General features: G+C 69.2%; 26 protein-coding genes and 1 riboswitch. Of the genes, 17 read left to right on the top strand and 9 right to left on the bottom strand.

The features are described from left to right. Positions 1–12: 12 nt before the first annotated feature. The 5 genes from WG903_RS01315 (at position 13) to WG903_RS01295 (ending at position 5,569) form a co-directional block, all read left to right on the top strand. Entirely contained in the window at positions 13–1,329 is a 1,317-nt protein-coding gene (locus WG903_RS01315; RefSeq protein WP_340072380.1) for an ABC transporter substrate-binding protein, read from the top strand. A 4-nt stretch (positions 1,330–1,333) separates the two neighbouring features. After that, the gene (locus tag WG903_RS01310) at positions 1,334–2,143 is read left to right on the top strand and encodes an ABC transporter ATP-binding protein (protein ID WP_340072379.1); all 810 of its coding nucleotides are present in this window, start codon (positions 1,334–1,336) and stop codon (positions 2,141–2,143) included. Positions 2,144–2,154: 11 nt separating this feature from the next. After that, on the top strand, positions 2,155–3,402 hold the full coding sequence (locus WG903_RS01305; RefSeq protein ID WP_340072378.1) for a phenylacetate--CoA ligase family protein: 1,248 nt from the start codon (positions 2,155–2,157) through the stop codon (positions 3,400–3,402). Positions 3,403–3,506: 104 nt separating this feature from the next. After that, positions 3,507–4,499, top strand: coding sequence for a tripartite tricarboxylate transporter substrate-binding protein (locus WG903_RS01300; protein ID WP_340072377.1), 993 nt, complete (start codon positions 3,507–3,509; stop codon positions 4,497–4,499). Positions 4,500–4,567: 68 nt separating this feature from the next. Then, positions 4,568–5,569, top strand: a complete 1,002-nt coding sequence (locus tag WG903_RS01295) for a tripartite tricarboxylate transporter substrate binding protein (RefSeq protein WP_340072376.1) — start codon at positions 4,568–4,570, stop codon at positions 5,567–5,569. On the opposite strand, the gene WG903_RS01290 is transcribed toward WG903_RS01295, so the two are convergent. Together WG903_RS01290 and WG903_RS01285 are read right to left on the bottom strand one after the other, a co-directional pair. Then, positions 5,566–5,889 carry a DUF1840 domain-containing protein gene (locus WG903_RS01290; RefSeq protein ID WP_340072375.1) on the bottom strand — a complete coding sequence of 108 codons (324 nt, stop codon included), beginning with the start codon at positions 5,887–5,889 and terminating at the stop codon, positions 5,566–5,568. The genes WG903_RS01295 and WG903_RS01290 overlap by 4 nt on opposite strands. After that, positions 5,889–7,160 carry a class I SAM-dependent methyltransferase gene (locus WG903_RS01285; RefSeq protein ID WP_340072374.1) on the bottom strand — a complete coding sequence of 424 codons (1,272 nt, stop codon included), beginning with the start codon at positions 7,158–7,160 and terminating at the stop codon, positions 5,889–5,891. The genes WG903_RS01290 and WG903_RS01285 overlap by 1 nt, the downstream gene beginning before the upstream one ends. Before the next feature lie 128 nt (positions 7,161–7,288). Between WG903_RS01285 and WG903_RS01280 the strand changes: the two genes are divergently transcribed. The 8 genes from WG903_RS01280 (at position 7,289) to ribB (ending at position 16,227) form a co-directional block, all read left to right on the top strand. Further along, on the top strand, positions 7,289–7,762 hold the full coding sequence (locus WG903_RS01280) for a MarR family winged helix-turn-helix transcriptional regulator (protein ID WP_340072373.1): 474 nt from the start codon (positions 7,289–7,291) through the stop codon (positions 7,760–7,762). After that, the gene (locus WG903_RS01275; protein WP_340072372.1) at positions 7,759–9,390 is read left to right on the top strand and encodes an AMP-binding protein; all 1,632 of its coding nucleotides are present in this window, start codon (positions 7,759–7,761) and stop codon (positions 9,388–9,390) included. The genes WG903_RS01280 and WG903_RS01275 overlap by 4 nt, the downstream gene beginning before the upstream one ends. Before the next feature lie 26 nt (positions 9,391–9,416). Then, positions 9,417–10,643, top strand: coding sequence for a type II secretion system inner membrane protein GspF (gene gspF, locus WG903_RS01270; protein WP_340072370.1), 1,227 nt, complete (start codon positions 9,417–9,419; stop codon positions 10,641–10,643). A 15-nt stretch (positions 10,644–10,658) separates the two neighbouring features. After that, positions 10,659–11,564, top strand: coding sequence for a 5'-nucleotidase (locus WG903_RS01265; protein ID WP_340072369.1), 906 nt, complete (start codon positions 10,659–10,661; stop codon positions 11,562–11,564). 36 nt (positions 11,565–11,600) lie between these two features. After that, the gene (locus WG903_RS01260) at positions 11,601–13,331 is read left to right on the top strand and encodes an ABC transporter ATP-binding protein/permease (protein WP_340072368.1); all 1,731 of its coding nucleotides are present in this window, start codon (positions 11,601–11,603) and stop codon (positions 13,329–13,331) included. A gap of 52 nt (positions 13,332–13,383) precedes the next feature. After that, positions 13,384–14,946 carry a S10 family peptidase gene (locus tag WG903_RS01255; RefSeq protein ID WP_340072367.1) on the top strand — a complete coding sequence of 521 codons (1,563 nt, stop codon included), beginning with the start codon at positions 13,384–13,386 and terminating at the stop codon, positions 14,944–14,946. Then, on the top strand, positions 14,943–15,299 hold the full coding sequence (locus tag WG903_RS01250; protein WP_340072366.1) for an EF-hand domain-containing protein: 357 nt from the start codon (positions 14,943–14,945) through the stop codon (positions 15,297–15,299). Before WG903_RS01255 ends, WG903_RS01250 begins: the two co-directional genes overlap by 4 nt. 48 nt (positions 15,300–15,347) lie before the next feature. Continuing rightward, positions 15,348–15,494, top strand: a riboswitch (FMN riboswitch). A 73-nt stretch (positions 15,495–15,567) separates the two neighbouring features. Continuing rightward, positions 15,568–16,227, top strand: a complete 660-nt coding sequence (gene ribB, locus WG903_RS01245) for a 3,4-dihydroxy-2-butanone-4-phosphate synthase (RefSeq protein ID WP_445263565.1) — start codon at positions 15,568–15,570, stop codon at positions 16,225–16,227. Between the two features lie 23 nt (positions 16,228–16,250). On the opposite strand, the gene WG903_RS01240 is transcribed toward ribB, so the two are convergent. Next, positions 16,251–17,030 (bottom strand): enoyl-CoA hydratase, encoded by a 780-nt coding sequence (locus tag WG903_RS01240; protein WP_340072365.1) that lies wholly within the window; start codon positions 17,028–17,030, stop codon positions 16,251–16,253. A gap of 95 nt (positions 17,031–17,125) precedes the next feature. Between WG903_RS01240 and WG903_RS01235 the strand changes: the two genes are divergently transcribed. Genes WG903_RS01235 through WG903_RS01220 form a run of 4 tightly spaced genes read left to right on the top strand, consistent with a single transcriptional unit; the run spans position 17,126 to position 20,199 of the window. Further along, positions 17,126–17,929: an enoyl-CoA hydratase-related protein gene (locus WG903_RS01235; RefSeq protein ID WP_340072364.1), complete on the top strand. Its 804-nt coding sequence runs from the start codon at positions 17,126–17,128 to the stop codon at positions 17,927–17,929. Then, on the top strand, positions 17,926–18,369 hold the full coding sequence (gene paaI, locus WG903_RS01230; RefSeq protein WP_340072363.1) for a hydroxyphenylacetyl-CoA thioesterase PaaI: 444 nt from the start codon (positions 17,926–17,928) through the stop codon (positions 18,367–18,369). The genes WG903_RS01235 and paaI overlap by 4 nt, the downstream gene beginning before the upstream one ends. Further along, positions 18,369–19,667: a phenylacetate--CoA ligase PaaK gene (paaK, locus tag WG903_RS01225; protein ID WP_340078178.1), complete on the top strand. Its 1,299-nt coding sequence runs from the start codon at positions 18,369–18,371 to the stop codon at positions 19,665–19,667. The genes paaI and paaK overlap by 1 nt, the downstream gene beginning before the upstream one ends. Positions 19,668–19,725: 58 nt before the next feature. Next, positions 19,726–20,199 carry a hypothetical protein gene (locus WG903_RS01220; RefSeq protein WP_340072362.1) on the top strand — a complete coding sequence of 158 codons (474 nt, stop codon included), beginning with the start codon at positions 19,726–19,728 and terminating at the stop codon, positions 20,197–20,199. A 59-nt stretch (positions 20,200–20,258) separates the two neighbouring features. Here the strand turns inward: WG903_RS01220 and WG903_RS01215 are convergent, their stop codons facing one another. The 6 genes from WG903_RS01215 to WG903_RS01190 form a co-directional block, all read right to left on the bottom strand. Beyond that, positions 20,259–20,552 (bottom strand): hypothetical protein, encoded by a 294-nt coding sequence (locus WG903_RS01215; protein ID WP_340072361.1) that lies wholly within the window; start codon positions 20,550–20,552, stop codon positions 20,259–20,261. A gap of 380 nt (positions 20,553–20,932) precedes the next feature. Further along, a complete protein-coding gene (locus WG903_RS01210) occupies positions 20,933–21,517 on the bottom strand; it encodes a hypothetical protein (protein ID WP_340072360.1) in 585 nt (194 codons plus the stop codon). A 34-nt stretch (positions 21,518–21,551) separates the two neighbouring features. Next, positions 21,552–22,613, bottom strand: a complete 1,062-nt coding sequence (locus WG903_RS01205) for a DUF3108 domain-containing protein (RefSeq protein WP_340072359.1) — start codon at positions 22,611–22,613, stop codon at positions 21,552–21,554. Further along, positions 22,592–24,349: a M61 family metallopeptidase gene (locus tag WG903_RS01200; protein ID WP_340072358.1), complete on the bottom strand. Its 1,758-nt coding sequence runs from the start codon at positions 24,347–24,349 to the stop codon at positions 22,592–22,594. Before WG903_RS01200 ends, WG903_RS01205 begins: the two co-directional genes overlap by 22 nt. Then, positions 24,346–25,062: a DsbC family protein gene (locus WG903_RS01195; protein ID WP_340072357.1), complete on the bottom strand. Its 717-nt coding sequence runs from the start codon at positions 25,060–25,062 to the stop codon at positions 24,346–24,348. The genes WG903_RS01200 and WG903_RS01195 overlap by 4 nt, the downstream gene beginning before the upstream one ends. Before the next feature lie 37 nt (positions 25,063–25,099). Continuing rightward, a complete protein-coding gene (locus WG903_RS01190) occupies positions 25,100–26,185 on the bottom strand; it encodes an FAD-dependent monooxygenase (RefSeq protein ID WP_340072356.1) in 1,086 nt (361 codons plus the stop codon). Between the last annotated feature and the right edge of the window lie 10 nt (positions 26,186–26,195).

Genomic DNA, 26,195 nt, shown 5'->3' with positions numbered 1-26,195 from the left:
AAGGAGACAGGTATGAAGTTGCTCAAGGTGGTTGTTGCCGCGGCCCTCGCGGCGTCCATAGGCTCCGTGTGGGCGCAGGCCAAGGAGCAGTTCATCCCGGTGCTGTCGTACCGCACCGGCGCGTACGCGCCCAACGGCACGCCCTGGGCCAACGGCTTCGTCGACTACCTGAAGCTGGTCAACGCGCGCGGCGGGCTCAACGGCGTGAAGCTCTCCTTCGAGGAATGCGAGACCGGCTACGACACCGCGCGCAGCGTGGAGTGCTACGAGCGCCTGAAGGGCAAGAACGGCGGCGCGTCCTTCGTGCAGCCGCTGTCCACCGGCGCGACCTTCGCCATCACCGAGAAGGCGCCCGGCGACAAGATCCCGCTGCTGAGCATCGGCTACGGCCGCAGCGAAAGCGCCGACGGCACCGTGTTCAAGTGGAACTTCCCGATCGCGGGCACCTACTGGGTCGCGGCCGACGCCATCATGCAGGCCATCGCCAAGAAGGAAGGCGGCTGGGACAAGCTCAGGGGCAAGAAGGTCACGCTCGTCTACCACGACAGCCCGTATGGCAAGGAGCCGATCCCGCTGCTGCAGGAGCGCGCCGGCATGCACGGCTTCCAGCTCTCGCTGCTGCCGGTGGCGCCCCCCGGCGTCGAGCAGAAGGCCACCTGGCTGCAGATCCGCCAGAACCGTCCCGACTACGTGCTGCTGTGGGGCTGGGGCGTGATGAACTCCACCGCCCTGAAGGAGGCCGTGGCCACCGGCTTCCCGCGCGACAAGATGTACGGCGTGTGGTGGTCGGGCGCGGAGCCGGACGTGAAGGACGTGGGCGACGGCGCCAAGGGCTACAACGCGGTGACGATGCAGCACGGCGCCGAGCCGCAGTCCAAGGTCGTGAAGGAGATCCTGGAGAAGGTGCACGGCAAGGGCCAGGGCACGGGACCGAAGGACGAGGTCGGCCAGGTGCTGTACATGCGCGGCGCGATGAGCGCGATGCTGGGCGTGGAAGGCATCCGCTCGGCGCAGGAGCGCTACGGCAAGGGCAAGGTCATGACCGGCGAACAGGTGCGCTGGGGCATGGAAAACCTGAACCTCACGCAGGCCAAGCTGGATGCGCTGGGCTTCGGCGGCGTGATGCGCCCGATCAGCACCTCGTGCGTGGACCACATGGGCGCCGCCTGGGCCCGCATCCACACCTGGGACGGCGGCAAGTGGCAGTTCACCAGCGACTGGCTGCAGGCCGACGAGCAGGTGATCAAGCCGCTGATCCGCACCACGGCCGCCAAGTACGCACAGGAAAAGAAACTCACTGCGCGTACGCCCGCGGACTGCCAGAGCTGATCCCATGAGCGGTTCGAACATCGTTCTCAACGTCAATGGCATCGAGGTCATCTACAACCATGTGATCCTCGTCCTGAAAGGCGTCTCGCTGCAGGTGGCCGACGGGCAGATCGTCGCGCTGCTGGGCGGCAACGGCGCCGGCAAGACGACGACGTTGCGGGCGGTGTCGAACCTGCTCAAGGGCGAGCGCGGCGAGGTGACCAAGGGCTCGATCGAGCTGCGCGGCGAGCGCATCGAGAACCTGACGCCCGCCGACCTGGTCCAGCGCGGCGTGGTGCAGGTGATGGAAGGCCGCCACTGCTTCGCGCACCTGACCATCGAGGAAAACCTGCTCACGGGCGCGTACACGCGCACCGACAAGGCCGAAGTGGCCCGCAACCTCGAGAAGGTCTACACCTACTTCCCGCGCCTGAAGGTGCGCCGCACCTCGCAGGCGGCGTACACCTCGGGCGGCGAGCAGCAGATGTGCGCCATCGGCCGCGCGCTGATGGCCAGCCCCTCCCTCGTGCTGCTGGACGAGCCGTCGATGGGCCTCGCGCCGCAGATCGTGGAGGAAGTGTTCGAGATCGTGAAGGACCTCAACGCGAAGGAGCGCGTGACGGTGCTGCTCGCGGAGCAGAACACCAACATGGCGCTGAAGTACGCCGACTACGGCTACATCATGGAAAGCGGCCGCGTGGTGATGGACGGGCCGGCCGCGGAGCTCGCGAACAACGAAGACGTCAAGGAGTTCTACCTGGGCGTGGGCGGCAGCGAGCGCAAGTCCTTCCGCGACGTCAAGAGCTACAAGAGGCGCAAGCGCTGGCTGGCCTAGGGGGAAGGAACATGGCCGAGTTTTTCGACGCACTCGAGACGCGCCCGCACGAGCAGCGCGAACGCGAGCTGCTCGCCGCGCTGCCGAAGCAGGTGGCGCACGCGCAGGCGAACACGTCCGCGCTGGCGGAGATCCTGAAAGGCGTGGACGCCGCGGGCGTCACCTCGCGCGCGGCACTGGCGAAGCTGCCGGTCACGCGCAAGCCCGACCTGCACGAGCGCCAGAAGGCGGGCCGGCCGCAGCACACGTTCGGCGGGTTCTCGGCGATCGGCAAGGGCCGGCGCATGCGCCGCATCTACGCATCGCCCGGGCCGATCTACGAGCCGGAAGGCGTAGCCGCTGACTACTGGCGCGCCGCGCGTGCGTTCTATGCGGCGGGTTTCCGCGAAGGGGACTTCGTCCACAACGCCTTCAGCTACCACATGACGCCGGGCGCGTTCATCATGGAGTCGGCCCTGTTCGCGGTGGGTTGCACCGTCTTCCCCGCGGGGACGGGCCAGACCGAGCAGCAACTGCAGGCGATCGCGGACCTGCGGCCCACCGGCTATGCCGGCACGCCGAGCTTCCTGCGCATCCTGGTCGAGAAGGCGAAGGAGGCGGGCTCCGACATCTCGAGCCTGCGCAAGGCAATGACCGGCGGCGAGGCGCTGCCGCCGTCGCTGCGCGACTGGTTCGCGGGGCACGGCATCGACGTGTTCCAGAGCTACGCCACGGCCGACCTGGGCCTGATCGCGTACGAGACCGCGGCGCGCGAAGGCATGGTGGTGGACGAAGGCGTGATCGTCGAGATCGTCCGCCCGGGCACCGGCGACCCGGTGGCGCAAGGTGAGGTGGGCGAGGTCGTCGTCACCACGCTCAACCCCGATTACCCGCTCATCCGCTTCGGCACCGGCGACCTCTCCGCGGTCTTGCCGGGCACCTGCCCGACCGGCCGCACCAACCAGCGCATCAAGGGCTGGCTGGGCCGCGCCGACCAGACTACCAAGATCCGCGGCATGTTCGTGCACCCGGGGCAGGTCGCGGACATCGCGCGGCGTTTCCCCGAGGTGGTCAAGGCGAGGCTGGTGGTCAGCGGCGAGATGGCCAACGACGTGATGACGCTCCAGGTCGAGGCCCGGGGCGCGCCCCAGGGCCTGCCCGAGCGCATCGGCGAAGCCATCCGTGACGTCACCAAGCTGCGAGGCGACGTGGTGCTGGTCGAGCCGGGGACGCTGCCCAACGACGGCAAGGTGATCGAGGACGCGCGCTCCTACAAGTGACGGCTGAGCGGGGAAACCCCGGGTTCCCCGCTACGTAATTCCCGCGATTTCCCCCCACGCTCCGCGCCGGACAATCCCGGCACACCCCCGTTCAAGGAGCGAACATGAAGAACATCCTCAAGCCCCTCGCCGTGCTGGCCGCCGCCTGCGCGGTGACGCTGGGCGCGCAGGCGCAGGGCTATCCCGCCAAGGACAAGCCCATCACCATCATCGTGCCCTTCGCGGCCGGCGGCCCGACCGACCGCGTCGCGCGCGACCTCGCCGAAGCCATGCGCAAGCCGCTGGGCGGCGTGAGCATCGTGGTGGACAACGCCGCCGGCGCCGGCGGCTCCATCGGCGCGAACAAGGTGGCCAAGGCCGCCGCCGACGGCTACACGCTGCTGGTGCACCACATCGGCATGGCCACGATGCCCACGCTCGTGCGCAACATCCCCTTCAAGGTCGAGACCGACTTCGAGTACCTCGGCGCGATCAACGACGTGCCGATGACGCTGATCGGCCGCCCGTCGCTCGAGGCCGGCAACTACGCGGCGCTGACGAAGTGGATCAACGCCAACAAGGGCAAGATCAACCTGGGCAACGCGGGCGTGGGCTCGGCCTCGCACCTGTGCGGCCTGCTGTTCCAGTCGGCCGTGAAGGTCGACATGACGCCCGTCCCGTACAAGGGCACCGGCCCGGCCATGACCGACCTGATCGGCGGCCAGATCGACCTGATGTGCGACCAGACCACCAACACCACGAGCCAGATCGAGGCCAAGAAGGTCAAGGCCTTCGCCGTCACGACGCCCAAGCGCCTGACCACGCCGGCGCTGAAGGACCTGCCCACGCTGAACGAAGAAGGCCTCAAGGGCTTCAACGTGACCATCTGGCACGGCCTGTACGCGCCCAAGGGCACGCCGGCGGACATCCAGAAGAAGCTCAACGACGCGCTCAAGGTCGCGCTGAAGGATCCCGACTTCGTCAAGAAGCAGGAAGGCCTGGGCGCCGTCGTCGTCGCCGACAAGCGCATGGAACCGGCCGAGCACAAGAAGTTCGTTGCCGCCGAGATCGCCAAGTGGAGCCCTATCATCAAGGCCGCTGGCGTCTACGCAGACTGACAACTCCAGACCCCCGGGTTTGCAGCCGCCTGGCGACAGGCGGCTTTTTTGCTTTTAAGGAGACGAACGTGGCCAAGAACACCCATATTTCCCGCCGCTCGGCGCTCGGTGCCATCGCGGCAGCCGCAGTCGGGGGGCCGGCATTCGCGCAAAGCGCGTGGCCGAACAAGCCGGTGCGCATCGTCGTGCCGTTCGCGGCTGCGGGCACGACCGACATCCTGGCGCGCGCCATCGCGCCGGAGCTCACGAAGGCGTTCGGGCAATCGTTCTTCGTCGAGAACCGTGCGGGCGCGGGCGGCAACGTCGGCACCGAAGTCGTGGCGCACGCGGCGCCCGACGGCTACACGCTGCTGATGGGCACCGTCGGCACGCACGCCATCAACAGCTCGCTGTACCAGAAGCTGCCGTACGACCCGGTCAAGGATTTCGTTCCCGTCACCATGGTGGCCGGCGTGCCGAACGTGATGGAGATGCCGACCGAGAAGGCGCGGCAGCTGGGCATCAACAACGTCAAGGACTTCATCGCCTATGCGAAGGCGCACCCCGGCAAGCTGAACATGGCGTCGAGCGGCAACGGCACCTCGATCCACCTCGCCGGCGAGCTGTTCAAGAGCATGACGGGCACCTACCTCGTGCACTTCCCCTACCGCGGCTCGGGCCCCGCGCTGCTCGACATGATCGCGGGCACGATGGACGTGATGTTCGACAACCTGCCCGCGTCGCTGCCGCACATCAAGGCCGGCAAGCTGAAGGCCCTGGCCGTGACGAGCCGCCAGCGCTCCGCGGCGCTGCCGGACGTGCCGACGATCGAGGAGGCCGGGGGGCTGAAGGGTTTCGATGCGACCTCGTGGTTCGGCCTGCTGGCCCCCGCGGGAACGCCGGCAGACATCGTCAACCGCGTCCAGCAGGAAGTCGCCAAGGCCCTCAACTCGCCCGCCGTGAAGGAAAAGCTCCTCGCGCAGGGCGCGATCCCCAGCGGCAACACACCGGCGGAGTTCGCGCGGCACATCGCCGCCGAGACGAAGAAGTGGGCGAAGGTGGTGAAGGATTCGGGGGCGAAAGTCGACTAGACGCCCCAGACGACCTCGGCCTTTTCCTTCTCCGCGCGCCGCAGCATGTCGATGAACGGCACGGCGCGCTGGCGCAGCGACACGGCATCGAACTTGGGGGGCACTTCGCCCTTGGCCTTCGCTTCGTCGACCGCCGCCTTCTGCTCGGCCTCTTCCTGGGCGATCGCCCTTTCAAGGGCGCCGATGGCGCCCGCCATCTCGCCGGGCTGGATGATCCCCTGCGCGCCGGCGTCCTTGCCGATGGCCTGGAGCACGCGCCGCCCGTTGGGCTCCAGCATGATCAGGTCGCCGGTGGCTTTCGATTTGAACTTGTAGAGCATCAGCCTTCGTCCCGGTAGATGTAGTCGCGGTTGAATGGGTAGCTCGATTGTGCGCCGCGGATGGTTCCCGTTTCGAGCCGGCCGTCGGGGCGCGTCGCGAGCACCTGGTGCAGCCCGAGCCAGCCGCGCTCGAAGCACATCGCGCTGCCGGCGAGGTACAGGCGGTAGGCGCGCAGCACCTTGCCCGCGTCGCGGCCTTCGCCGGTCGTCTCCAGCACGCGCTGCGCCTCGCCAAGTTTCGCCTCGAGCCCGTCCGACCACGACCAGAGGGTGCGCGCGTAGTGCGGACGCAGGTTCTCCACGTCGACCATCTCCAGGCCGCCGACGGCCAGGTCGCGCAGCACCATGCTCACGTGCAGCAGCTCGCCGCCGGGGAAGATGTACTTCTCGATGAAGTCGCCCATGCCCGCGCCCAATTGGCCCGCCGTGAGGTTGCCCGTGGTGATGCCGTGGTTCATCACCAGGCCGCCGGGCTTGAGCAGCGAGCGGATCTTCGCGAAGTACGCGGGCATGTTCGCCTGCCCGACGTGCTCGAACATGCCGACCGAGGCGATCTTGTCGTACTCGCCGTAGCCTTCCAGCTCGCGGTAGTCGCGCAGCTCCATGCGCACGCGGCCCTGCAGGCGCTTCTGCTCGACCAGGTGCGTGACGTAGGCATGCTGGTTGCGCGACAGCGTGATGCCGGTGGCGTCCACGCCGTAGTGCTCCGCCGCCCACAGCAGCAGGCCGCCCCAGCCCGCACCGATGTCGAGGAAGCGGTCGCCGGGCTTGAGCATGAGCTTGCGGCAGATGAGGTCGAGCTTGGCCTCCTGCGCCTGCGCCAGCGAAAGGTCCGGCCGTTCGAAGTAGGCGCACGAATAGACGCGCAGCGGGTCCAGCCACAGCGCGTAGAAGTCGTCGGAGACGTCGTAGTGGAACTGGACCTGCTGCGCGTCCTTCTGCGGCGTGTGCAGCGCCAGCGATTTCGCGCGGCGCAGCACCTGCGTCCACCAGGCGGTGTCGCTGCCCACCGGCGAGCCCGGCAGCAGCTGCGCGGCGACCTGCATCGCGTCGCGCATGTGGCCTTGCAGGCGCACGCGGCCTTCGACGATGTCCTCCGCGAGCTTGCCGATCTGCCCGGCGGCGAGCGTGGCCATGCTGGACCAGTCGAAGAAGTGCAGCGCCACCGGGGCGTTGGGCGCGCCGACCCGCTGGCCGCCCGGCAGCACGAGCGCCAGCGGCTGCGCCAGCCCGGCCAGCCGCGACTCGATCCTGCGCACCAAAGGTTGCATCCGCGATGTCCCTTCAACGCCGAAACCCGTCCCATGCAAGCGTAGCAAATGGGGGCCGATCCGTGTTGACACCGATTCGTTGAGGCTTAAACTATTTAGGTTCCCAGAATCTGGAAAGGACCCGGCCCATGGACATGGAAGCGCGCGCCCACAGCGAGCATCCCGAGGCGTTGCGCCTGTGGCTGAGGTTGCTCACCTGCACGCAGCTGGTGGAAAAGCAGGTGCGCAGCCAGCTGCGCGGGCGCTTCGACACGACCTTGCCGCGCTTCGACCTGATGGCGCAGCTGGAGCGCGCCCCGGATGGGCTGAAGATGAACGAGTTGTCGCGCCGCATGATGGTCACCGGCGGCAACGTCACCGGCATCACCGACCAGCTCGCGGCCGAAGGGCTTGTGGATCGCGTCGACGTCGAGGGCGACCGCCGCGCCTACCGCGTGCGCCTCACGTCCAAGGGCCGCAAGCTCTTCCATGACATGGCGCACCAGCACGAACGCTGGATCCTCGAAGCGTTCGCCGCACTGTCGGACAAGGAGATCGCCACCTTGCACAAGCTGCTGGGCAAGGTGAAGGACCACGCGCGCAGCCTGGCGGAGGCGGAATGAACGCCCGCGACAACGCGCGCTCGGCGCAGATCGACCGTTTCGTGCACGAGCGCCTGCCCGCGGCCGCGCAGTGGCCCCAGCTGGTGTACGACCGCCCCGAGCTGAAGCTGCCCGCGCGGGCCAACCTCGTGGAGGAGCTGCTCGACAAGGCTGCCGACAAGGGCTGGGCCGGCCGGCCGCTGCTGCGCTCCTCGAAGATCGTGCTGACCTACGGCGACGTGCGCGAGCGGGTCGACCGCATCTGCCGCGTGCTGGTGGAAGACCTGAAGCTCGTGCCCGGCAACCGCGTGCTGCTACGCGGCGGCAACTCGGTCGGCCTCGCGCTGGCGTGGCTCGCGGTGGTGAAGGCCGGCCTCGTCGCCGTGGCCACCATGCCGCTGCTGCGCGCGCGCGAGCTGGGCGACATCATCGACAAGGCGCAGCCCACGGTGGCGCTGTGCGACGCCAAGCTGCTCGAAGAACTGGAGCTCGCACGCCAGGACAGGCCCGTGCTCGCGACCGTCGTCGCCTTCAACGCGGCGAACGAGCCGGGCTCCCTCGCGGTGCGCGCCGCGCAGAAGGACGGCAACTTCGCCGCCTGCCCCACGGCCGCCGGCGACATCGCGCTGATGGCTTTCACCTCGGGCACCACCGGCAAGCCCAAGGCCGCCGTGCACACGCACCGCGACGTGCTCGCTGCCTGCGAGGCGTGGCCGCGCTACGTGCTGCGCGCGACGCCGGACGACATCGTGGTGGGCTCGCCGCCGCTGGCGTTCACCTTCGGTTTGGGCGGGTTGCTGATGTTCCCGATGTGGGCCGGCGCCAGCGTGTACTTCCCCGATGCGCCGTACACGCCGGAGTCGATGGTCCAGACCTTCCATGAAGTGGGCGCGACCATCTGCTACACGGCGCCTACCTTCTACCGCGCGATGGCGCCTTTCGCGAAGCAGCGCGGCGTGGCGAAGCTGCGCCTGAGCGTGAGCGCCGGCGAGGGCCTGCCCGACGCCACGCGCCAGCTGTGGAAGGAAGCCTCCGGCATCGAGATGATCGACGGCATCGGCGCCACGGAGATGTTCCACATCTTCATCTCCTCGCCGCCCGAAGAGGTGAAGCGCGGCGCCATCGGCAAGGTGGTGCCCGGCTACACCGCGAAGGTGGTCGACGACGAGGGCAGGGAAGTGCCGCGGGGCACCATCGGCAAGCTCGTGGTGATCGGCCCCACGGGCTGCAAGTACCTCGACGACGCGCGGCAGGCGAATTACGTGAAGGACGGCTGGAACTACCCGGGCGACGCCTTCGTGCAGGACGACGACGGCTACTTCTTCTACCAGGCGCGCGCCGACGACATGATCATCACGGCCGGCTACAACGTCGGCGGGCCCGAGGTCGAGGATGCGCTGCTGCGCCATCCGGCCGTGGCGGAGTGCGGCGTGATCGGCAAGCCCGACGAGGAGCGCGGCATGATCGTGAAGGCCTTCGTCGTGCTCAAGCCGGGCAACGCGCCCGGTGACGCAATGGCGAAGACGCTGCAGGACCACGTCAAGGCCTCGATCGCGCCCTTCAAGTACCCGCGCGAGATCGAGTTCGTCGCCACGCTGCCGCGCACCGAGACCGGCAAGCTGCAGCGCTTCAAATTGCGCCAAGCCTGAAGCGGCGGGGGGACATAATCCCCGCCATGCCGGCGTACAGCTTCGAAGCGCTCGATGCCCAGGGCGAGACCCGCAAGGGCGTCATGGAGGCCGACACCGCGAAAGCGGTGCGCACGCTGCTGCGCGCGCAGCAGCTCGTGCCGCTGCAAGTGCAGCCCGTGGCTGGCGCCGCCAACGATGCGCAGGCCGCGTTCGGCGGGCGCCTGTTCAACCGCACGGTCTTCAGCGCCACGGGCCTGGCGATCTGGACGCGCCAGCTCGCCGGCCTCGTCGGTTCGGGCCTGCCGCTGGAGCGCGCGCTCACGGCGCTGACCGACGAAGCCGAGAACGACCGCGAGCGCAACCTCGTGGCCGCGCTGCGCGCCGAGGTCAACGCGGGCTCCACCTTCGGCAAGGCGCTCGCGCGCTTCCCGCGCGAGTTCCCCGAGATCTACGTCGCCGTGGTCGGCGCGGGCGAGCAAAGCGGCAGCCTCGGCTTGGTGCTGGAGCGCCTGGCCGACGACCTGGAGGAGCGGCAGGCCCTCAATGCGCGGCTGATCGGCGCGGCCTTGTACCCGGCGATCGTGACCGTGGTCGCGATGGTCATCGTGCTGTTCCTGGTGTCGTACGTCGTGCCGCAGGTGGCGAACGTCTTCGCGGGCACCAAGCGCGCCTTGCCCTTCCTCACCGTCGCGATGCTGGCGATCGGCAACTTCGTGCGCAGCTGGGGCTGGGCGCTGCTGGCCGTGTTCGTCGCCGGCTTCGTGGTGCTGCGCCTGGCGTTGCGCAACCCCGCCACGCGCGAGTCCTTCGACGCCGGGTGGCTCAAGCTGCCGGTGATCGGCCGGCTTTCGCGCGGCTACAACGCGGCGCGCTTCGCCAGCACGCTGGCCATGCTCGCCGGCGCCGGCGTGCCGATCCTGCGCGCCCTGCAGGCCGCCGCCGAGACACTGAACAACCGCGCCATGCGCGCCGACGCGATGGACGCGCTGGTGCTGGTGCGCGAGGGCGCGCCGCTCGCCTCCGCCATGGCGCAAAAGAAGCGCTTCCCGGGCCTGCTGCCCATGTTCGCGCGCATGGGCGAACAAACCGGCCAGCTGCCGCAGATGCTGCAGCGCGCCGCCAACCAGCTGGGCGCCGAGGTCCAGCGCCGTGCCATGCAGCTGGCCACCATCCTGGAGCCGCTGCTCATCGTCGGCATGGGTTTCGTGGTCATGCTGATCGTGCTGGCGGTGCTGCTGCCGATCATCCAGCTCAACCAATTCGCGCGCTGAGGCGTTGAACCGACCATGGCCGTGACGCTCGACGACAAGCTGGTGGTGGCGATCTCCTCGCGGGCGCTGTTCGACTTCGAGGAAGAGAACGCGCTCTTCGAGTCGGGCGACCCGGCCGCGTACATGAAACTGCAGCTGGAGCGCCTGGACGTGCCCGCCAGGCCGGGCATCGCGTACTCCCTCATCAAAAAGCTGCTGGCGTTCAACGACGACAAGATGCAGCGCGTGGAGGTGGTGATCCTCTCGCGCAACGACCCGGTGTCGGGCATGCGCGTGTTCCGCTCGGGCGTGGCCAACGAGATCAAGCTGGTGCGCGGCGTGTTCACGCAAGGGCGGTCGCCGTTCAAGTACCTGCGGCCGCTGGGCGCCAAGCTCTTCCTCTCGGCCAACGCCGACGACGTGCGCGAGGCGCTGGCCGCGGGCTTCCCGGCCGCTCGCGTGCTCACCGAGTCGATGCTCGCCGGCACCAACTACCCGCACGAGGTGCGCATCGCCTTCGACGGCGACGCGGTGCTGTTTTCCGACGAGGCCGAACAGGTGTTCCAGGCACGCGGGCTCGATGCCTTCCAGCAGCACGAGCTGTCCAAGGCGCTGCAGCCGCTGCGCGAAGGTCCGTTCAAGCCCTTCCTGGCGGCCTTGCACCTGCTGCAGCAGGCCGGCTCGACCACGCCCATGCGCGTTCGCACGGCGCTCGTTACCGCGCGCAGCGCCCCGGCGCACGAGCGCGCCATCCGCACGCTGATGTCGTGGAACATCCGTGTCGACGAGGCCATGTTCCTCGGCGGCCTCGCCAAGGGCGAGTTCCTGCGCGAGTTCGAGCCCGACTTCTTCTTCGACGACCAGACCGGCCATGTCGACCATGCGGCGCGCCACGTGCCGTCGGGCCACGTCGCCGCCGGCATCACCAACACCAAGCACTGAGCGCGGCTAGCATTGGCCGCTTCGACGGGAGCCGCCATGTCCAAGCTCGCTACCTTCACGACCGCCGCGCGCCGCACCTGGGCGCTGGCCGTGCCGTACTTCCGCTCCGAGGACCGCTGGAAGGCGCGCGCGATGCTCGCCGCGATCGTCGTGCTCAACCTCGCGGCCGTCTTCATGGCCGTGCAGATCAACGAGTGGAACCGCACCTTCTACGACGCGCTGCAGAACAAGGACCAGGTGGTGTTCTGGCAGCAATTGGGGTGGTTCACCCTCCTGGCCTTCAGCGCGATCGTGATCGCCGTCTACAAGTTCTACCTGACACAGCTGCTGGAGCTGCGCTGGCGCGCCTGGCTCACCAACCACTACCTCGGGCGCTGGCTCGCGATGCAGGCGTTCTATCGCCTCGAACTCGCGCGCTATGCGAAGGAGGGCGCCACGCCCGACAACCCCGACCAGCGCATCCAGGAAGACCTCAACCTCTTCACCGGCTACAGCGTGTCCCTGTCGATGGGGCTGCTCAACGCGGTGGTCACGCTCGTGAGTTTCGTCGGCATCCTGTGGGGCCTGTCGGGCGACTTCGATTTCCGCATCGGCGGCGAGACCTACTACATCGCCGGGTACATGGTCTGGGCCGCGGTGGGCTACTGCCTGCTGGGCAGCGTCATCACGCACTTCATCGGCCGGCCGCTGATCGGCCTGAACTTCCAGCAGCAAAGGCTGGAGGCGGACTTCCGCCACCACATGGTGCGCGTGCGCGAGTACAGCGAGGCCATCGCATTGGACCGCGGCGAGGGCGTGGAGAAACTGCACCTGGACCTGCGGTTCTCGCACGTGCTCGCCAACTATCTCGCGCTGATCCGGCGCCAGAAGAACCTGATCTGGTTCAACACCTTCTTCGCGCAGGCCGCCATCATCTTTCCCTTCATCGTGGCGTCGCCGCGCTACTTCGCCGGCGTGATCCAGCTGGGCGAGCTGATGCAGATCTCCAGCGCGTTCGGCCAGGTGCAGGACTCGCTGGCCTGGTTCATCGACAACTACACGACTTTCGCGTCGTGGCGCGCCACCACCAACCGCCTGACCTCGTTCGAGGACAGCCTGAAGGCCACGGCGGCGGCGCCGCAGGCGCAGCGTGCCGAAGGCGACCAGCTGGCCGCGCACGGCCTCACGCTCGCCTTGCCTGACGGCCGCACGCTGCTCGAGGACGTCGACGTGCACCTGCGCGCCGGCGAGAACGTGCTGCTGCAGGGCCCGTCGGGCAGCGGCAAGTCCACGCTGCTGCGTGCGTTCGCCGGCATCTGGCCGTTCGCGCGCGGGCGCGTCGAAGTGCCCCGCGACGCGATGGCGGTGCCGCAGAACCCGTACTTCCCCGACGGCAGCCTGCGTGCGGCGCTGGCCTATCCCGATGCGGCCTCGGCGTATTCCGACGAGCAATTGAAGGCCGCGCTGGAGCAGGCGCTGCTGCCGCACCTCGCCTCGCGGCTGGACGACGAGGATGCGTGGACCCAGAAGCTTTCCGGCGGCGAGCGCCAGCGGCTGGCCCTGGCGCGCGTGTTCCTCAAGCAGCCGGCCTGGGTCTTCGCCGACGAAGCCACCAGCGCACTCGACGCGCCGGCCGAGCGCACGTTGTACGAACGCCTGGCGGCACTCGTGCGCGGCAAGGGCGGCGGGTTGGTGACGATCGCGCACGGCCACGAATTGGACGATTTCCACGCGCGGCGCTGGCAGCTCGTTCCCGCCGGCGAATGCCATCGCGTGCAGGCAAGCTAGGGCAAGCCTGCTTGCGCGGGCACGGCCCCGTGGTTTAAATCGCCGGGTGGTTGTGCTCGACAGGCTTTTCGCTGCCGTTGCCGCCGCGGCCCTCGCCGCTGCGCTGGCTTCGTGCGGCGGTGGGGGCGGCGGGGGCGCACCGCCGCCTTCGCCGGAGCCCGTGCCGCCGCCTGCGGTGGGCGACACACCGCTCAACGACCCCACCACCTATTCGGTCACTGCCAACGCTGCCTTGCCGGCGGGCACCGGCGAAGCGCACGCGGTCACGCATCGCACGATCACGCTGCCCACCGGCACGATCGCCTACACGGCGCAAGCCGGCCACCTGGTCGCGCGCGATCCCGCCGGCGTGCCGCAGGCCGCGTTCTTCCACGTCAGCTACACGGCGGACGGGTGGAACCCGGCGCTGCGCCCGGTGACCTTCTTCTACAACGGCGGGCCGGGGTCGGCCACCGTGTGGCTGCACCTGGGCTCCTTCGGCCCCAAGCGCCTCGCCACGGGATTGCCATCGACCACCGCGCCCAAGCCGTTCCCGCTCGTGGACAACATGGAGACGCTGCTGGACACGACGGACCTCGTGTTCGTCGACGCGGTGGGCACCGGCTACTCGCAGGCGATCGCCCCCAACAGAAACCAGACCTTCTGGGGCGTCGACAAGGACGCTGCGGTGTTCCGCGACTTCGTCGTGCGCTGGCTCGCGGCCAACGGGCGCGACGCCAGCCCCAAGTACCTGTTCGGCGAGTCGTACGGCACCACGCGCGCACCCGTGATGGCGCGCATGCTCGAGACGGCAGGCGTGCGGCTGGACGGCATCATCCTGCTGTCGTCGGTGCTGAATTACGCGACGAACTGCTCGGGCGCGTCGCTGTCCATCAGCTGCGCGGGCTTCGTGCCGTCGTACGCGCAGGCCGGCTCGTACCACCAGGTCGCCGCCGGCGCGCCCGCCGACAGCACGGCCAACGCGCAGCTGATGCGCGGGTTCGTTTCCGCCACCTACGATCCCGCGGTGGTCGTGTGGTTCTCGCAGCACACACCGCCGGCGCCCGCGCTCGCGACGCAACTGGAGGGCCTGACGGGGCTGCGTGCGCAGACGTGGGCCGCCAACCTCAACGTCGATCCCGACACCTACCGGACCGGCGTGATCCCCGGCACGCTGATCGGCCGCTACGACGCGCGCGTGTCGGCGCCGGTGGGCAGCACGCTTGCCAGCGACGGCGACCCGTCGAGCACGCTGATCGGCTCGCAGTTCGCGCAGGCCATCGGCCCTTACCTGAACCAGACGCTGCGTTACTCGAGCCCGTCGGCCTACGCGACCGGCAGCGCGGCCATCAACAGCTGGGACTTCCGGCACGACGGGCAGCCCGTGCCCGACGTGATCCCCGACCTCGCGACGGTGCTCGCGCTTCGGCCTACCCTGAAGGTGCTGGCGCTCAACGGCTACCAGGACCTCGCCACGCCGTTCCTGCAGACCGAGCGCGACCTCGCGCGCCTGGGCAGCGTGCCCAACCTCACGCTGCGCTACTACGACAGCGGCCACATGATTTACCTGGACGACGCGGCGCGCGTGCGGCAGAAGCAGGACCTGCGGCTGTTCTACACGGGAGGCTCGCCGTGAAGCGCGTCGTCATCGCCGGCTTGGCCTGCGTCGCCGCGCTGGCGCGTGCCGGCGACGGGCCGGTCGTCGCGCCGCGCGACCCGTGGGTGCCGCCGGCCGTGCGCGCGCAGCCGCACTCGGGGCACGAGACGCGCGGCGAGGCGCTGCGCGGGCAGGTCGAGCGCAAGCTGCGAGAGAGCTTCGAGGCTGCCGACACCGAGGGCCGCGGCACCATCACGCGCGAGCAGGCGCGTGCGGCGGGCCTCGGCGTCGTCGCCGACAACTTCGACGCCATCGACCATGCGCGCAGCGGCCGCGTGGGCTTCGACGACCTCAAGCGCTTCCTGCGCGCCCGCGGCGCGCGCACGCTCTAGCCGAGTCACCCACGCGCCAGCACGGGTTTCGCGGCGCCCCTATAGTTCAAGCGTCTTCAGGGCGGGGTGCAATTCCCCACCGGCGGTAGGCGGCGCAAGCCGCAAGCCCGCGAGCGCTCTTCCGCGAGGAAGAGGTCAGCAGATCCGGTGCGATTCCGGGGCCGACGGTCACAGTCCGGATGAAAGAAGGCACGTTGCGGCGTCCAGTTCGCCGCGCGTTCAGTCCTTGCTGCCTTGAGGCGCTTTGTTCAACCAACAGGAGCGTTTCATGTCGACAGAAACCGTCAGCGCCGACCCCGTGTCGGCCATCCCCCTTTCCCCGATGCCCGAGGTCATCGCCGCCGTCGCGGCGGGCGAACCGGTGCTGGTGCTCGACGATGCCGAGCGCGAGAACGAGGCCGACATCGTCGTCGCGGCCGAGCGCATCACGCCGGCCACGATGGCGATGATGATCCGCGAGGGCAGCGGCATCGTGTGCCTGTGCATCACGCCGCAGAAGGCGAGCGAGCTCAAGCTCAAGCCCATGGTCGAGGTCAACCGCTCGCGCTTCGCCACCGCCTTCACGCAATCGATCGAGGCGGCCTTCGGTGTCACGACCGGCGTATCGGCCGCCGACCGCGTGCAGACCATCCAGTGCGCGCTGCGCTCGACGCTGGAACACAGCGAGGTCGTCAGTCCCGGCCACGTGTTCCCGCTTGTCGCGAAGAAGGGCGGCACGCTGGAGCGCGACGGGCACACCGAAGCGTCGGTGGACCTGCCGATGCTGGCGGGCCTGCAGCGCGCGGGCGCGCTGTGCGAGCTGATGAACCCCGACGGCACGATGGCGCGCGGCGCGCAAGTGCGCGACTTCGCGCAGGCCCATGGCCTGAAGTGCACGACGGTGCAGGCGGTGGCCGAGTGGCGCCGCCGCCATCCGCAGCGGGACTGACCCGGCAGCCGGCGGCGCCTGAATCAGCGACCCTTGAATTCCGCCTTGCGCTTGGAAGCGAAGGCGTCCATGCCTTCCTTCTGGTCCTCGGTGGCGAAGAGCGCATGGAACAGGCGCCGCTCGTACCAGACGCCGTCGGTCAACGAGCTTTCGAAAGCGCGGTTGACCGCCTCCTTCGCGGCGATCGCCGCCAGCGGCGGCATGTCGGCGATGACGATCGCCGCGGCCAGCGCTTCGTCCATCAGCTTGTCCAGCGGCACGACGCGGCTGACGAGGCCCGAGCGCTCGGCTTCCTGGGCATCCATCATGCGTGCGGTCAGCACCATGTCCATCGCCTTGGACTTGCCGAGTGCGCGCGGCAGGCGCTGCGTCCCGCCGGAGCCGGGGATGATCCCCAGCTTGATCTCGGGCTGGCCGAACTTCGCGTTGTCGGCGGCGATGACGATGTCGCACATCATCGCCACCTCGCAGCCTCCGCCCAGCGCGAAGCCCGCCACCGCGGCGATCACCGGCTTGCGCACGCTGCGGATGGTTTCCCAGTTGCGCGAGATGTACTCGCCCTTGTAGACGTCGGCGAAACCGTAGGTCTTCATCGCGCCGATGTCGGCGCCGGCCGCGAAGGCCTTCTCGCTGCCGGTGACGACGATGCAGCCGATCGCGTCGTCGGCGTCGAAGGCTTTCAGCGCCGCGCCGAGTTCGTCCATCAGCTGGTCGCTCAGCGCATTGAGCGCCTTGGGGCGGTTCAAGGTGATCACACCGACCTTGCCCGCCTCGGTGCGGGTGAGGATGGTTTCGTAGGCCATGGGGTTCTCCTTCGGCGCGATTATCCCCAAGGGAAATCAATTACCCGACCAATCGGTCGGGTAATGGTAAAGTGCCCCTTCCACAGGAGACGACGATGACCGAGAAGACGGTGCTGTACGAGGCACGCGGCGCGGTGGCGCTGGTGACGCTCAACCGGCCGCAGGCGCTCAACAGCTTCACGCGCGAGATGCACGAGCAGCTGTGGGACGCGTTCGCGAAGATCGAGCACGACAAATCGATCCGCGCCATGGTGCTCACGGGCGCGGGCCGCGGTTTCTGCGCCGGCGCCGACCTCGCGGAATTCGACTTCACGCCGGGCCCCGACCTGGTGAAGCGCGCCGACCCCGGCCCCATCATCGACCAGGCCTTCAATCCCACGGTGCGCAAGCTGCAGGCGCTGCGCGTGCCGACGGTCGCCGCGATCAACGGCAGCGCCGCGGGGGCGGGCGTGTCCATCGCCATGGGCTGCGACCTCGCGCTGGCCGCATCGAACGCGTCGTTCACGCTCGCGTTCAGCAAGATCGGCCTGGTGCCCGATGCGGGCGGCACGTGGTTTTTGATCAAGAAGCTGGGCCTGGCGCGCGCCATGGGCGCCGCGATGCTGTCCGACAAGATGCCCGCGAACGACGCCAAGGAATGGGGAATGATCTGGGACGTCGTGCCGGAAGGCCAGAACTGCGTCGAGGCGGCGATGAAGCTCGCGCAGCGCCTGGCCACGATGCCGACGAAGGCCCTGGTGGAGACGCGGCGCCTGCTGCGCGCCGCCGCCAGCCACGACCTGGACCACCAGCTGGATCTCGAGCGCGACACGCAATCGGCGCTGGGCCGCACGCACGACTACTTCGAAGGCGTGGGCGCCTTCCGCGAGAAGCGCGCGCCCAACTTCAAGGGCGAATGACCATGGATGCACGCCAGCTCGCCGCGAAGGTCGGCGAGGCGATGTTCGCCTCCGACCGCGCCAGCCGCGAGTTCATGCAGATGGAGCTCGTGAGCTGCGAGCCTGGGCGCGCGGTGATGCGCATGACGGTGCGCGAGGAGATGCTCAACGGCCATGCCATCTGCCACGGCGGCCTGATCTTCACGCTGGCCGATTCGACCTTCGCCTTCGCGTGCAACAGCCACAACAAGGTGACGGTGGCCGCCGGCTGCAGCATCGAGTTCCTCAAGCCCGGCAAGGCGGGCGACGTGCTCACCTGCGAAGGCGTCGAGCAGGCGCTGCAGGGGCGCCACGGCATCTACGACATGAAGGTGACGAACCAGCGCGGCGAAGTCGTGGCGATGTTCCGCGGCAAGAGCGCGCACATCCAGGGGACGGTGCTCCCGGAGGGGACGGCGTGATCAACGACAGATTCGACCTCGAGCCGATCGAGAAAGCCTCGGTCGACGAACTGCGCGGCCTGCAGCTCAAGCGGCTGAAGCAGACGCTCGCGCATGCCTATGCGAACTCGCCTGTGTACCGGAAGAAGTTCGACGAGGCGCGCGTGCACCCCGAAGACTGCCGCAGCCTCGAGGACCTGGCGAAATTCCCCTTCACGACCAAGAAGGACCTGCGCGACAACTACCCCTTCGGCATGTTCGCCGTGCCGCGCGAGAAATGCGTGCGCATCCACGCGTCCAGCGGCACCACGGGCAAGCCGACGGTGGTCGGCTACACGAAGAACGACATCGACACCTGGGCGACCGTGATGGCGCGCAGCATCCGCGCGTCGGGCGCGATGCCGGGCGACCTGGTGCACGTGAGCTACGGCTACGGCCTGTTCACCGGCGGCCTCGGCGCGCACTACGGCGCCGAGCGGCTGGGCCTGACTGTCGTGCCCTTCGGTGGCGGACAGACCGAACGCCAGGTGCAATTGATCACCGACTTCCGGCCCGACATCATCATGGTCACGCCCAGCTACATGCTGGCCATCGCCGAGGAGTTCGAGCGCCAGGGCCTGGACCCGCGGCAGACCTCGCTGCGCGTGGGCATCTTCGGCGCCGAGCCGTGGACCAACGACATGCGCATGGCGATCGAGCAGCGCATGAACATGGACGCGGTCGACATCTACGGCCTGTCGGAAGTGATGGGGCCGGGCGTGGCCAACGAGTGCATCGAAACCAAGGACGGCCCGACGGTCTGGGAGGACCACTTCTACCCCGAGATCGTCGACCCCGAGACGGGCCGGCCGGTGAAGGACGGCGAACTCGGCGAACTGGTCTTCACGAGCCTCACCAAGGAGGCGCTGCCCATCATTCGCTACCGCACGCGCGACCTCACGCGGCTGCTGCCCGGCACGGCCCGCACCATGCGGCGCATGGAGAAGATCACCGGCCGCAGCGACGACATGATGATCGTGCGCGGCGTCAACGTGTTCCCCACGCAGATCGAGGAGCTCATCCTCAAGCGACCGGAGCTCGCGCCGCATTACGTGTGCATCCTCACGCGCGACGGCGCCCTGGACGAGCTGACCGTCGCGGTGGAAGTCCGCGCGGATGGTGACCCGGAAAGCGACGCCGCGAAGGGCGCCGCGGCCCAGCTCGCCCACGAGGTGAAGGCCTACATCGGCAGCTCGGCCCGGATCGAGTTGCGCGCGTCGGGCGGCGTCGAGCGCAGCCTCGGCAAGGCCAAGCGCGTCATCGACAAGCGCAAGTTATAGTTTCGCCCGGCCCCGACCGGGGCATCCCCCAACCACCGGGCCACGAGCCCCGACCAACATGAACAAGCTGTCCCTCACCCTCGTCGCGCTGGCCGCGACGCTCTCCCTTGGCGCCGGCGCGCAGCAAGCCTCCGGCAAGCGCACGGGAACCATCGACGAACTGCGCGCGTGCCTGAACACGCAGGACGACATCGAAGCGCGCCAGAAAGGCCTGAAGGAACGCAGCGAGAAGCTCGTCAAGGCGGGCGAGGCGTTCAACGCCCAGGCCAAGGAAATCAACGAGGAGGCCCAGCGCGTGGCCGAAGACATGAACGCCACCGGCTCGGGCCGCCGCGCGCGCTTCGAGCGCAAGGAGCGCGCGTTCAAGCAGGAAGTGGAAGCGCACCGCGTGGCCCAGGAAACCTTCAACGCCGACCGCGCGAAGATCGAGACGGACTTCACCGCGTTCCGCGAGAAGTGCGCCGAGACGGCGTACCTGCAGGACGACATCGAGAAGGTCAAGAAGGAACGCGAAGCCGCGGGCAAGAAGTAGGCGGCCCCAAAAAAAAAAGAAGGCCGGGATCGCTCCCGGCCTTCCCGCTTCGGGGGCCTTCACAGCCGGCTGACGCCGGACACGAAACCCACCAGCTCGCCGTTGACGTACAGCGCACCTTCGGGCGCGCCGGCGTCGCGGTGGTACGCGTGGAATTCCACGGTGTCCGTGCTCGCGGCCAGCAGTTCTTCCGCGGCGGCGAGCGCCTCGGCCTGCGCCGCCTGCGCCACGCGGGCGGCGCGGCCTTCGAGCAGCACGCTCGCCTTGCGCAGCACGGCGGCGAGGATGTTCAGCAGCGTGGCCGCCAGGGGCGGGGCCGATCCGCTCGGACCCCAGGGCATCGTTCTCGTCATGTCTTTTCTCCTGTTGGTTTTCTCTCGAGGAAACTGCGGGGCCAGAAAGCAAAACGGCCCGGGGCTGTCAACCACGGGCCGCGCATCGCGTCGCTGGGTTTCAGCGTGGCGGGGGCGCGGCGCCCGTGGTGGTCAGTGCGCGCATGGCTCGACGTCGGCCTGCAACCGGAAGCGATGCGGCGGCGCGCCGGGAGGCGGCGTTCGCGACTTGCTTCGAGGTCAGGCAGTGGGCGGTCATGCAATGCGTGCGGGGTGGATCGGAGGGCGTCATCGGAAAGGCGCGGCCCGTCCGACTTGCGCAAATGATAAACGATTGATTATCTTGCGCAAGCTGGATTTATCGCCAGGGCCGCTTCGGCGTGGCGCGTGCGCCACAAGGATCAGCGCTTCTTCTTCAGCGGGGCCACGCCTTGCTGCGACTTCTCCCACAGCGTGTGGCTGTCTTCCCCCGATGCGGGCCAGTTGCCTCGGGCGGGTGGCGGCGACGGTGCCGGCGGCGCCGCCGCGGGGACGAGCACCTCGCCGAGCAGGTCGAGCAGGCGCGTGCGGGCGCGCTCGGGATGGCGGCGGTAGTAGGTGAGCACCAGGCCGACGATGAAGCGCTCGTCGTCGTCGCGGGGCAGGTTGGGGTTCTCGTCCGCGGGGGGCGCCGCAACGGGCGCGGGCCTCTGGGTGGGGGCCGGGACGGGTGCGCCGCCGGGGTCGTGGGGCAGGTCCATCCAGCCGAAAGGTTTGTGCGACAGCTGCTCGAACTGGCGCGCCAGCCGTTCGCCGATCTGGCGCGACCGGCTCTTGATCTGGCTCCAGTAACTGGGCTGGATCTGCAGGCGCTCCGCGAATCGGCGCTCCAGCCCCCTCAAGGTCGCGAGGTCGGGGTCCTTGACCGTGTTGCGGACGAATTCGTCGAACAGCGCCAGGGCGTTGTCCAGGCGGATCGACGCGACGTCGCGCGGCTTCGAATGCATGGACGCCTATGATAAACGTCCGTTGCCCCCAAGCTCAACGCTGCTCGATCCGGTCCACCATCAGGTCGGCCCACGCCTCGGTGCCCACGTTGATCTTCACGCGCACCGGCATGTACTGCAGCGAGGGCGCGAACCAGATCTCGGAGGTGATGTTGCCGCGCGGGTTGGCGATGGGGCGGGGCTTGAGGTGGTACGCCTCCAGGGTCCCCAGGTGCGGCGTCGCGAGCAGCTCGCGCCCCACGATGTCGTAGGTCCACAGGTCCAGGCCGCCGGGCCGCGCCAGCCAGAACTGCACGACTCCGCCGGCCACCAGCTTGTCCCTGCCGGTGGCGAAGCGGTGCCCCAGTTCGACGAACTGGCTCGCCGTGTCCTGCACCGCGACGTCCGCGGGCCGCGGGACGTTGCGGCCGTCGTTGAGGACCACGTGGTCGGCGCCGATCTGCACGACGCGCGTGCGGTTGGGCGTCGTCTCCTGGTAGGCGCGCGGCAACAGCGAGTCGCTGCCGACCTCGCCCTGGCTCAGGAACGTCATGCGGAAGACGGCGACGTCCAGGTCGACGCGGGCCTGGTAGCGCTCGCCCTGGCGCTGCCACTGCACGCGCGCATCCCCGATGAGGTCGCCGCGGTAGTAGCCGGTGAGCTTGTACGACACACGCGTGTCGGCTGGCCAGTTGTCGGCGGCCATGGCAGGCCCCATCGGCGCGGACGCAGCCGATGCGGCGGCGACGGCCGCCGGCGCCGACGCCGCGGCCGCGGGCGGCTCCGGGACAGGGGTCGGGGCGCTGGCGACGGTTTCCGGCTCGGGTGTGGGCGGCTGCCGCGCGGATGCCGCCCGTTTCGGGCGCGGGACCACGTTCGATGCGGCGATGGCCGTGCGCTTCTTCGGCGCTACAGGTGCGGCTTCCGGCGTTGGGGGAGGGGCTTCCGGCTGCAGCAGCCGCGTGAACATCGGGTCGGCCATCGCCTGCAGCGGCGGCGGGCCGTCGAGCGCGTCGTCGGCCCAGTTCAGAACCAGTGCGTGCAGTGCGACGACGGCCGCCACCACGCCCGCGAAGCGGAACCCGCGGCGGACCGTCAGTCGTTCGCCGCCAGCCACGATTGCGCCCGTGCCGCGTCGCGCAGCACCAGCCGCCAGGTGGTGGACGCGGCGGGCAGCTGCAGGTCCAGCCGCAGCAGGCGGCGGTCGCGCGCGACGAGCGCCGCCACCTTGCGCTGCGGGCCGGCGTACAGGGGCAGGTCATCCACCTTGGCCAGGCGCCAGCCTTGGCCGCCGGCTTCGATGCCCAGCCACTCGTCGCCCGCGGCCATGCCGGCCTGTTCGGCGGGGCCGCCGCGCAGCACGTTCTTCAGCACGACCGAGCCGCCCGTTTCCTGCGCGCGGATGCCCAGGCGCTGCTGCCACTGCGCGGGTTCTTCCAGCACCTGCACGCCCTGCGAGCGCAGCAGGTCCGCCAGCGGCAGCTCGCGCGTGCCGTGGACCCAGGCCGCGAGTTCCTTCGAGAACGAGCGGCCGCCGAGCTCCTTGAGCACCGCCGCGAAATCCGATTCGGCCATCGGGCCCGCATGGCAGCGCGCCCACAGCGCGCGCATCGCGTCGTCCAGCGTCGCGTGGCCCTCGGCGCGCAGCGTCAGGTCGAAGCACAGGGCGACCAGCGCGCCCTTGGTGTAGTAGCTGATGGTGGCGTTGGGCGTGTTCTCGTCCTGCCGGTAGTACTTCACCCATGCATCGAAGCTCGCCTGCGCCACCGATTGCACCTCGCGGCCCGGCGCCTGCAGCACCTGGTTCACCGTCTTGTTCAGCACCTTGACGTAAGTGGCGTCGTCGATGACGCCCGAGCGGCGCAGGAGCAGGTCGTCGTAGTAGCTGGTGAAGCCCTCGAAGAACCACAGCAGCTGCGTGTAGTTCTCGCGCGTGTAGTCGTAATGCGCGAACTCCGCCGGCCGCAGGCGCTTGACGTTCCAGGTGTGGAAATACTCGTGGCTCACCAGGCCCAGCAAGGTGACGTAGCCGTCGCTCTGGCGCGGCTCGCCCGTGCGGGGCAGGTCGCGGCGCGAGCAGATGAGCGCCGTGGAGTTGCGGTGCTCCAGGCCGCCGTAGCCGTCGTCCACCGCATTGAGCATGAACAGGTAGTACTTGAAGGGCGGGCGCTTGCGCTCGTGCCAGAAGCGGATCGCGGTCTCGCAGATCTTCTGCGCGTCGCGCAGCAGGCGCTCGCCGTCGAACGACGCGGGCGCGCCGGCGATGACGAAGCGGTGCGGCACGCCGCCGGCCTTGAACTCCGCGTCCCAGAACTCGCCCATCTCCACGGGGCAGTCGGCGAGCTCGTCGTAGTCGGTGGCCAGGTACACGCCGAAGCCGCGCTTGTTGATGCGGTAGCCCGCGAGGCCGCTGGCGGCGCGCCACTGCGGGCGTCCCTTGACCGGCGCGAGGTCGAGCGAGTGCACCATGTGCTCCAGGCCGTGCACGCGCAGGCACAGGCTGGTGGCGTTGAAGAAGCCGCGCTGCGAATCGAGCCACGCCGTGCGCACCGAGTTGTCGAAGGCGTAGACCTCGTAGGTGACCACCAGCGGGCTGCTGGCCACCGAGTCGAACTGCCAAGTGCACTTGTCCAGCTGCTGCACGGGCACGTTGCGCCCGTCCTGCCTCGCCGAGAGCCGCTGCAGGTTCTTGGAGAACTCGCGCACCAGGTAGCTGCCGGGGATCCACACCGGCAGCGACACCTGCTGGTGCGCCGCGGGCTCGGCCACCTGCAGCGTGACGCGGAACAGGTGCGCGTGCAGGTCCGCGGCTTCGACGCGGTAATGCACGCTCGCGATGCGAGCCGCGGTCATTGCTTGGCCAGCAGTTTCTCGATTTCGGCGGTGGGCATCGCCCCGGCCACGCGCGAACCGTCGGCCATGATCAGCGTGGGCGTGCCCGAGATCTTGTACTTGCGCCCGAACTCCACGTTGCGTGTCACGGGGGTGACGTCGCAGCTGGCAGCGGCGCCCGGCGCCGCCTTGTTGCGCAGCATCCAGTCCAGCCACGCGGCCGGCTTGTCGCGGGCGCACCAGAGGTTGCGCGACTTCTCGGTGGAGTCGGCGCCGAGGATGGGGTACAGGAACATGTACACCGTGACGTTGTCGATCTTCTGCAGGTCGCGCTCGAAATGCTTGCAGTAGGGGCAGTTCGGGTCCTCGAAGACGGCGAGCTTGCGCTTGCCGTCGCCGCGCACGAGGGTGAAGGCGTCCTTCAGCGGCAGCTGGTCGAACGGGATGGCCAGGAGCTTCTCTTGCCGTTCCTCGGTGAGGTTCTTCTGGTTCTTCGCGTCGATCAGGTGGCCGTTGAGCAGGAAGTTGCCGCCGGCGTCGGTGTAGAACAGGTCCATGCCCACGCGCACCTCGAAGAGGCCGGGCATCGGGGTCTTGTTCACCTCGTCGATCTTGCCCAGCAGGGGCAGGCGTTCGGCGAGGTTCTTGCGGATCCTGTCCACGTCCTGCGCGGCCGCGGCCGCGGCCAGCACGGCCAGCCCCAGCGCCAGCAGCGCCTTGCGGATCGGTTTCATCGTTCGTTCCATTCCTTCGTTCGTCCCAACGCTTGTTTCATCCCATGGCCCGGCGCGCCAGCCAGTCCTTCACGGGGCCGGTGCGGTCCACGCCCGTCATGCCCCAGTTGCGCAGCGAGCTCCACGGCTCGCTGCCCCGTGCGAACAGCTGCTGCAGCCCGTCGGTCACCGCGCCCATCGCCAGCACGTCGGCCTTGCGCGAGCGCTCGTAGCGGCGCAGCAGGCGCAGGTCGCCCACGCTGCGCCAGTATTCGCGCTCCTGCAGCACCTGTGCGAGCTCGCGCGCATCGCCCAGGCCCAGGTTCAATCCCTGTCCCGCGAGCGGGTGCACCGTGTGCGCCGCATCGCCCGCCAGCACCCAGCCCGGCCCGCACCAGCGCTGAGCCCGTGCCAGCTGCAAGGGCCACGCGGCGCGTTCGCTCGCCAGTGTCATCTTGCCGAGCGCACCGTGGCAGGCGGCCTCGACCGCCTGCGTGAACGCCGCGGCATCGAGCGAGAGTAGCCCGCCGCTGCGCGCATCCGCCACCGACCAGACGAGCGCGACGCTGCGCCCGCCGAGCGGCAGCAGCGCCAGGATCTCGCCCTGCGAGAACCACTGCCGCGCGACGCCGTCGTGCGGCTTTTCGCATTCGAGGCGGGCCGCGATCGCATGCTGCGGATAAGGCGTGACTTCGAACGGCACGTGCAGCTCGTCCCGCGTGCTGCTGGCGCGCCCTTCGGTCACGACCGTTAGCGCGGCCGGCTGGGGCGCATCCACCCATTGCACCTGCGGCGCGTAGCGCAGCGCGTCTTCCAGGCGCGCGAGCAGCGCGCCGACGTCGACGATCCACGCCAGCGCCGGCACGGCCTGGTCCTCGGCGCGGAAGAAGAGTTCGCCGCCCGCGTCGCCGTGCACTTCCATGCGGCACACGGGCGTGGCGTGCGCGTCGTCGGGCCAGGCCCGCACGCGCTCCAGCAATTCCTTCGAAGCGGCATTGAGCGCATACGCGCGCACGTCGCTGTTGGCCCCGGCGGCCTGCTGCGGGCTGCGCACCAGCGCCACGCGCAGGCGGGCCTGCGCGAGCAGGAGCGCGAGCGTGCGGCCGACGATGCCGGCGCCACGGATGCAGACGTCCACGGGCATGGGGTCATTG

Origin of the sequence: Ramlibacter sp. PS4R-6, from assembly GCF_037572775.1 — a bacterium.
Taxonomy (GTDB): Bacteria; Pseudomonadota; Gammaproteobacteria; order Burkholderiales; family Burkholderiaceae_C; genus Ramlibacter.
The sequence above is the reverse complement of the archived record's forward strand: the minus strand, read 5'-3'. Positions and strand labels throughout refer to the sequence as shown.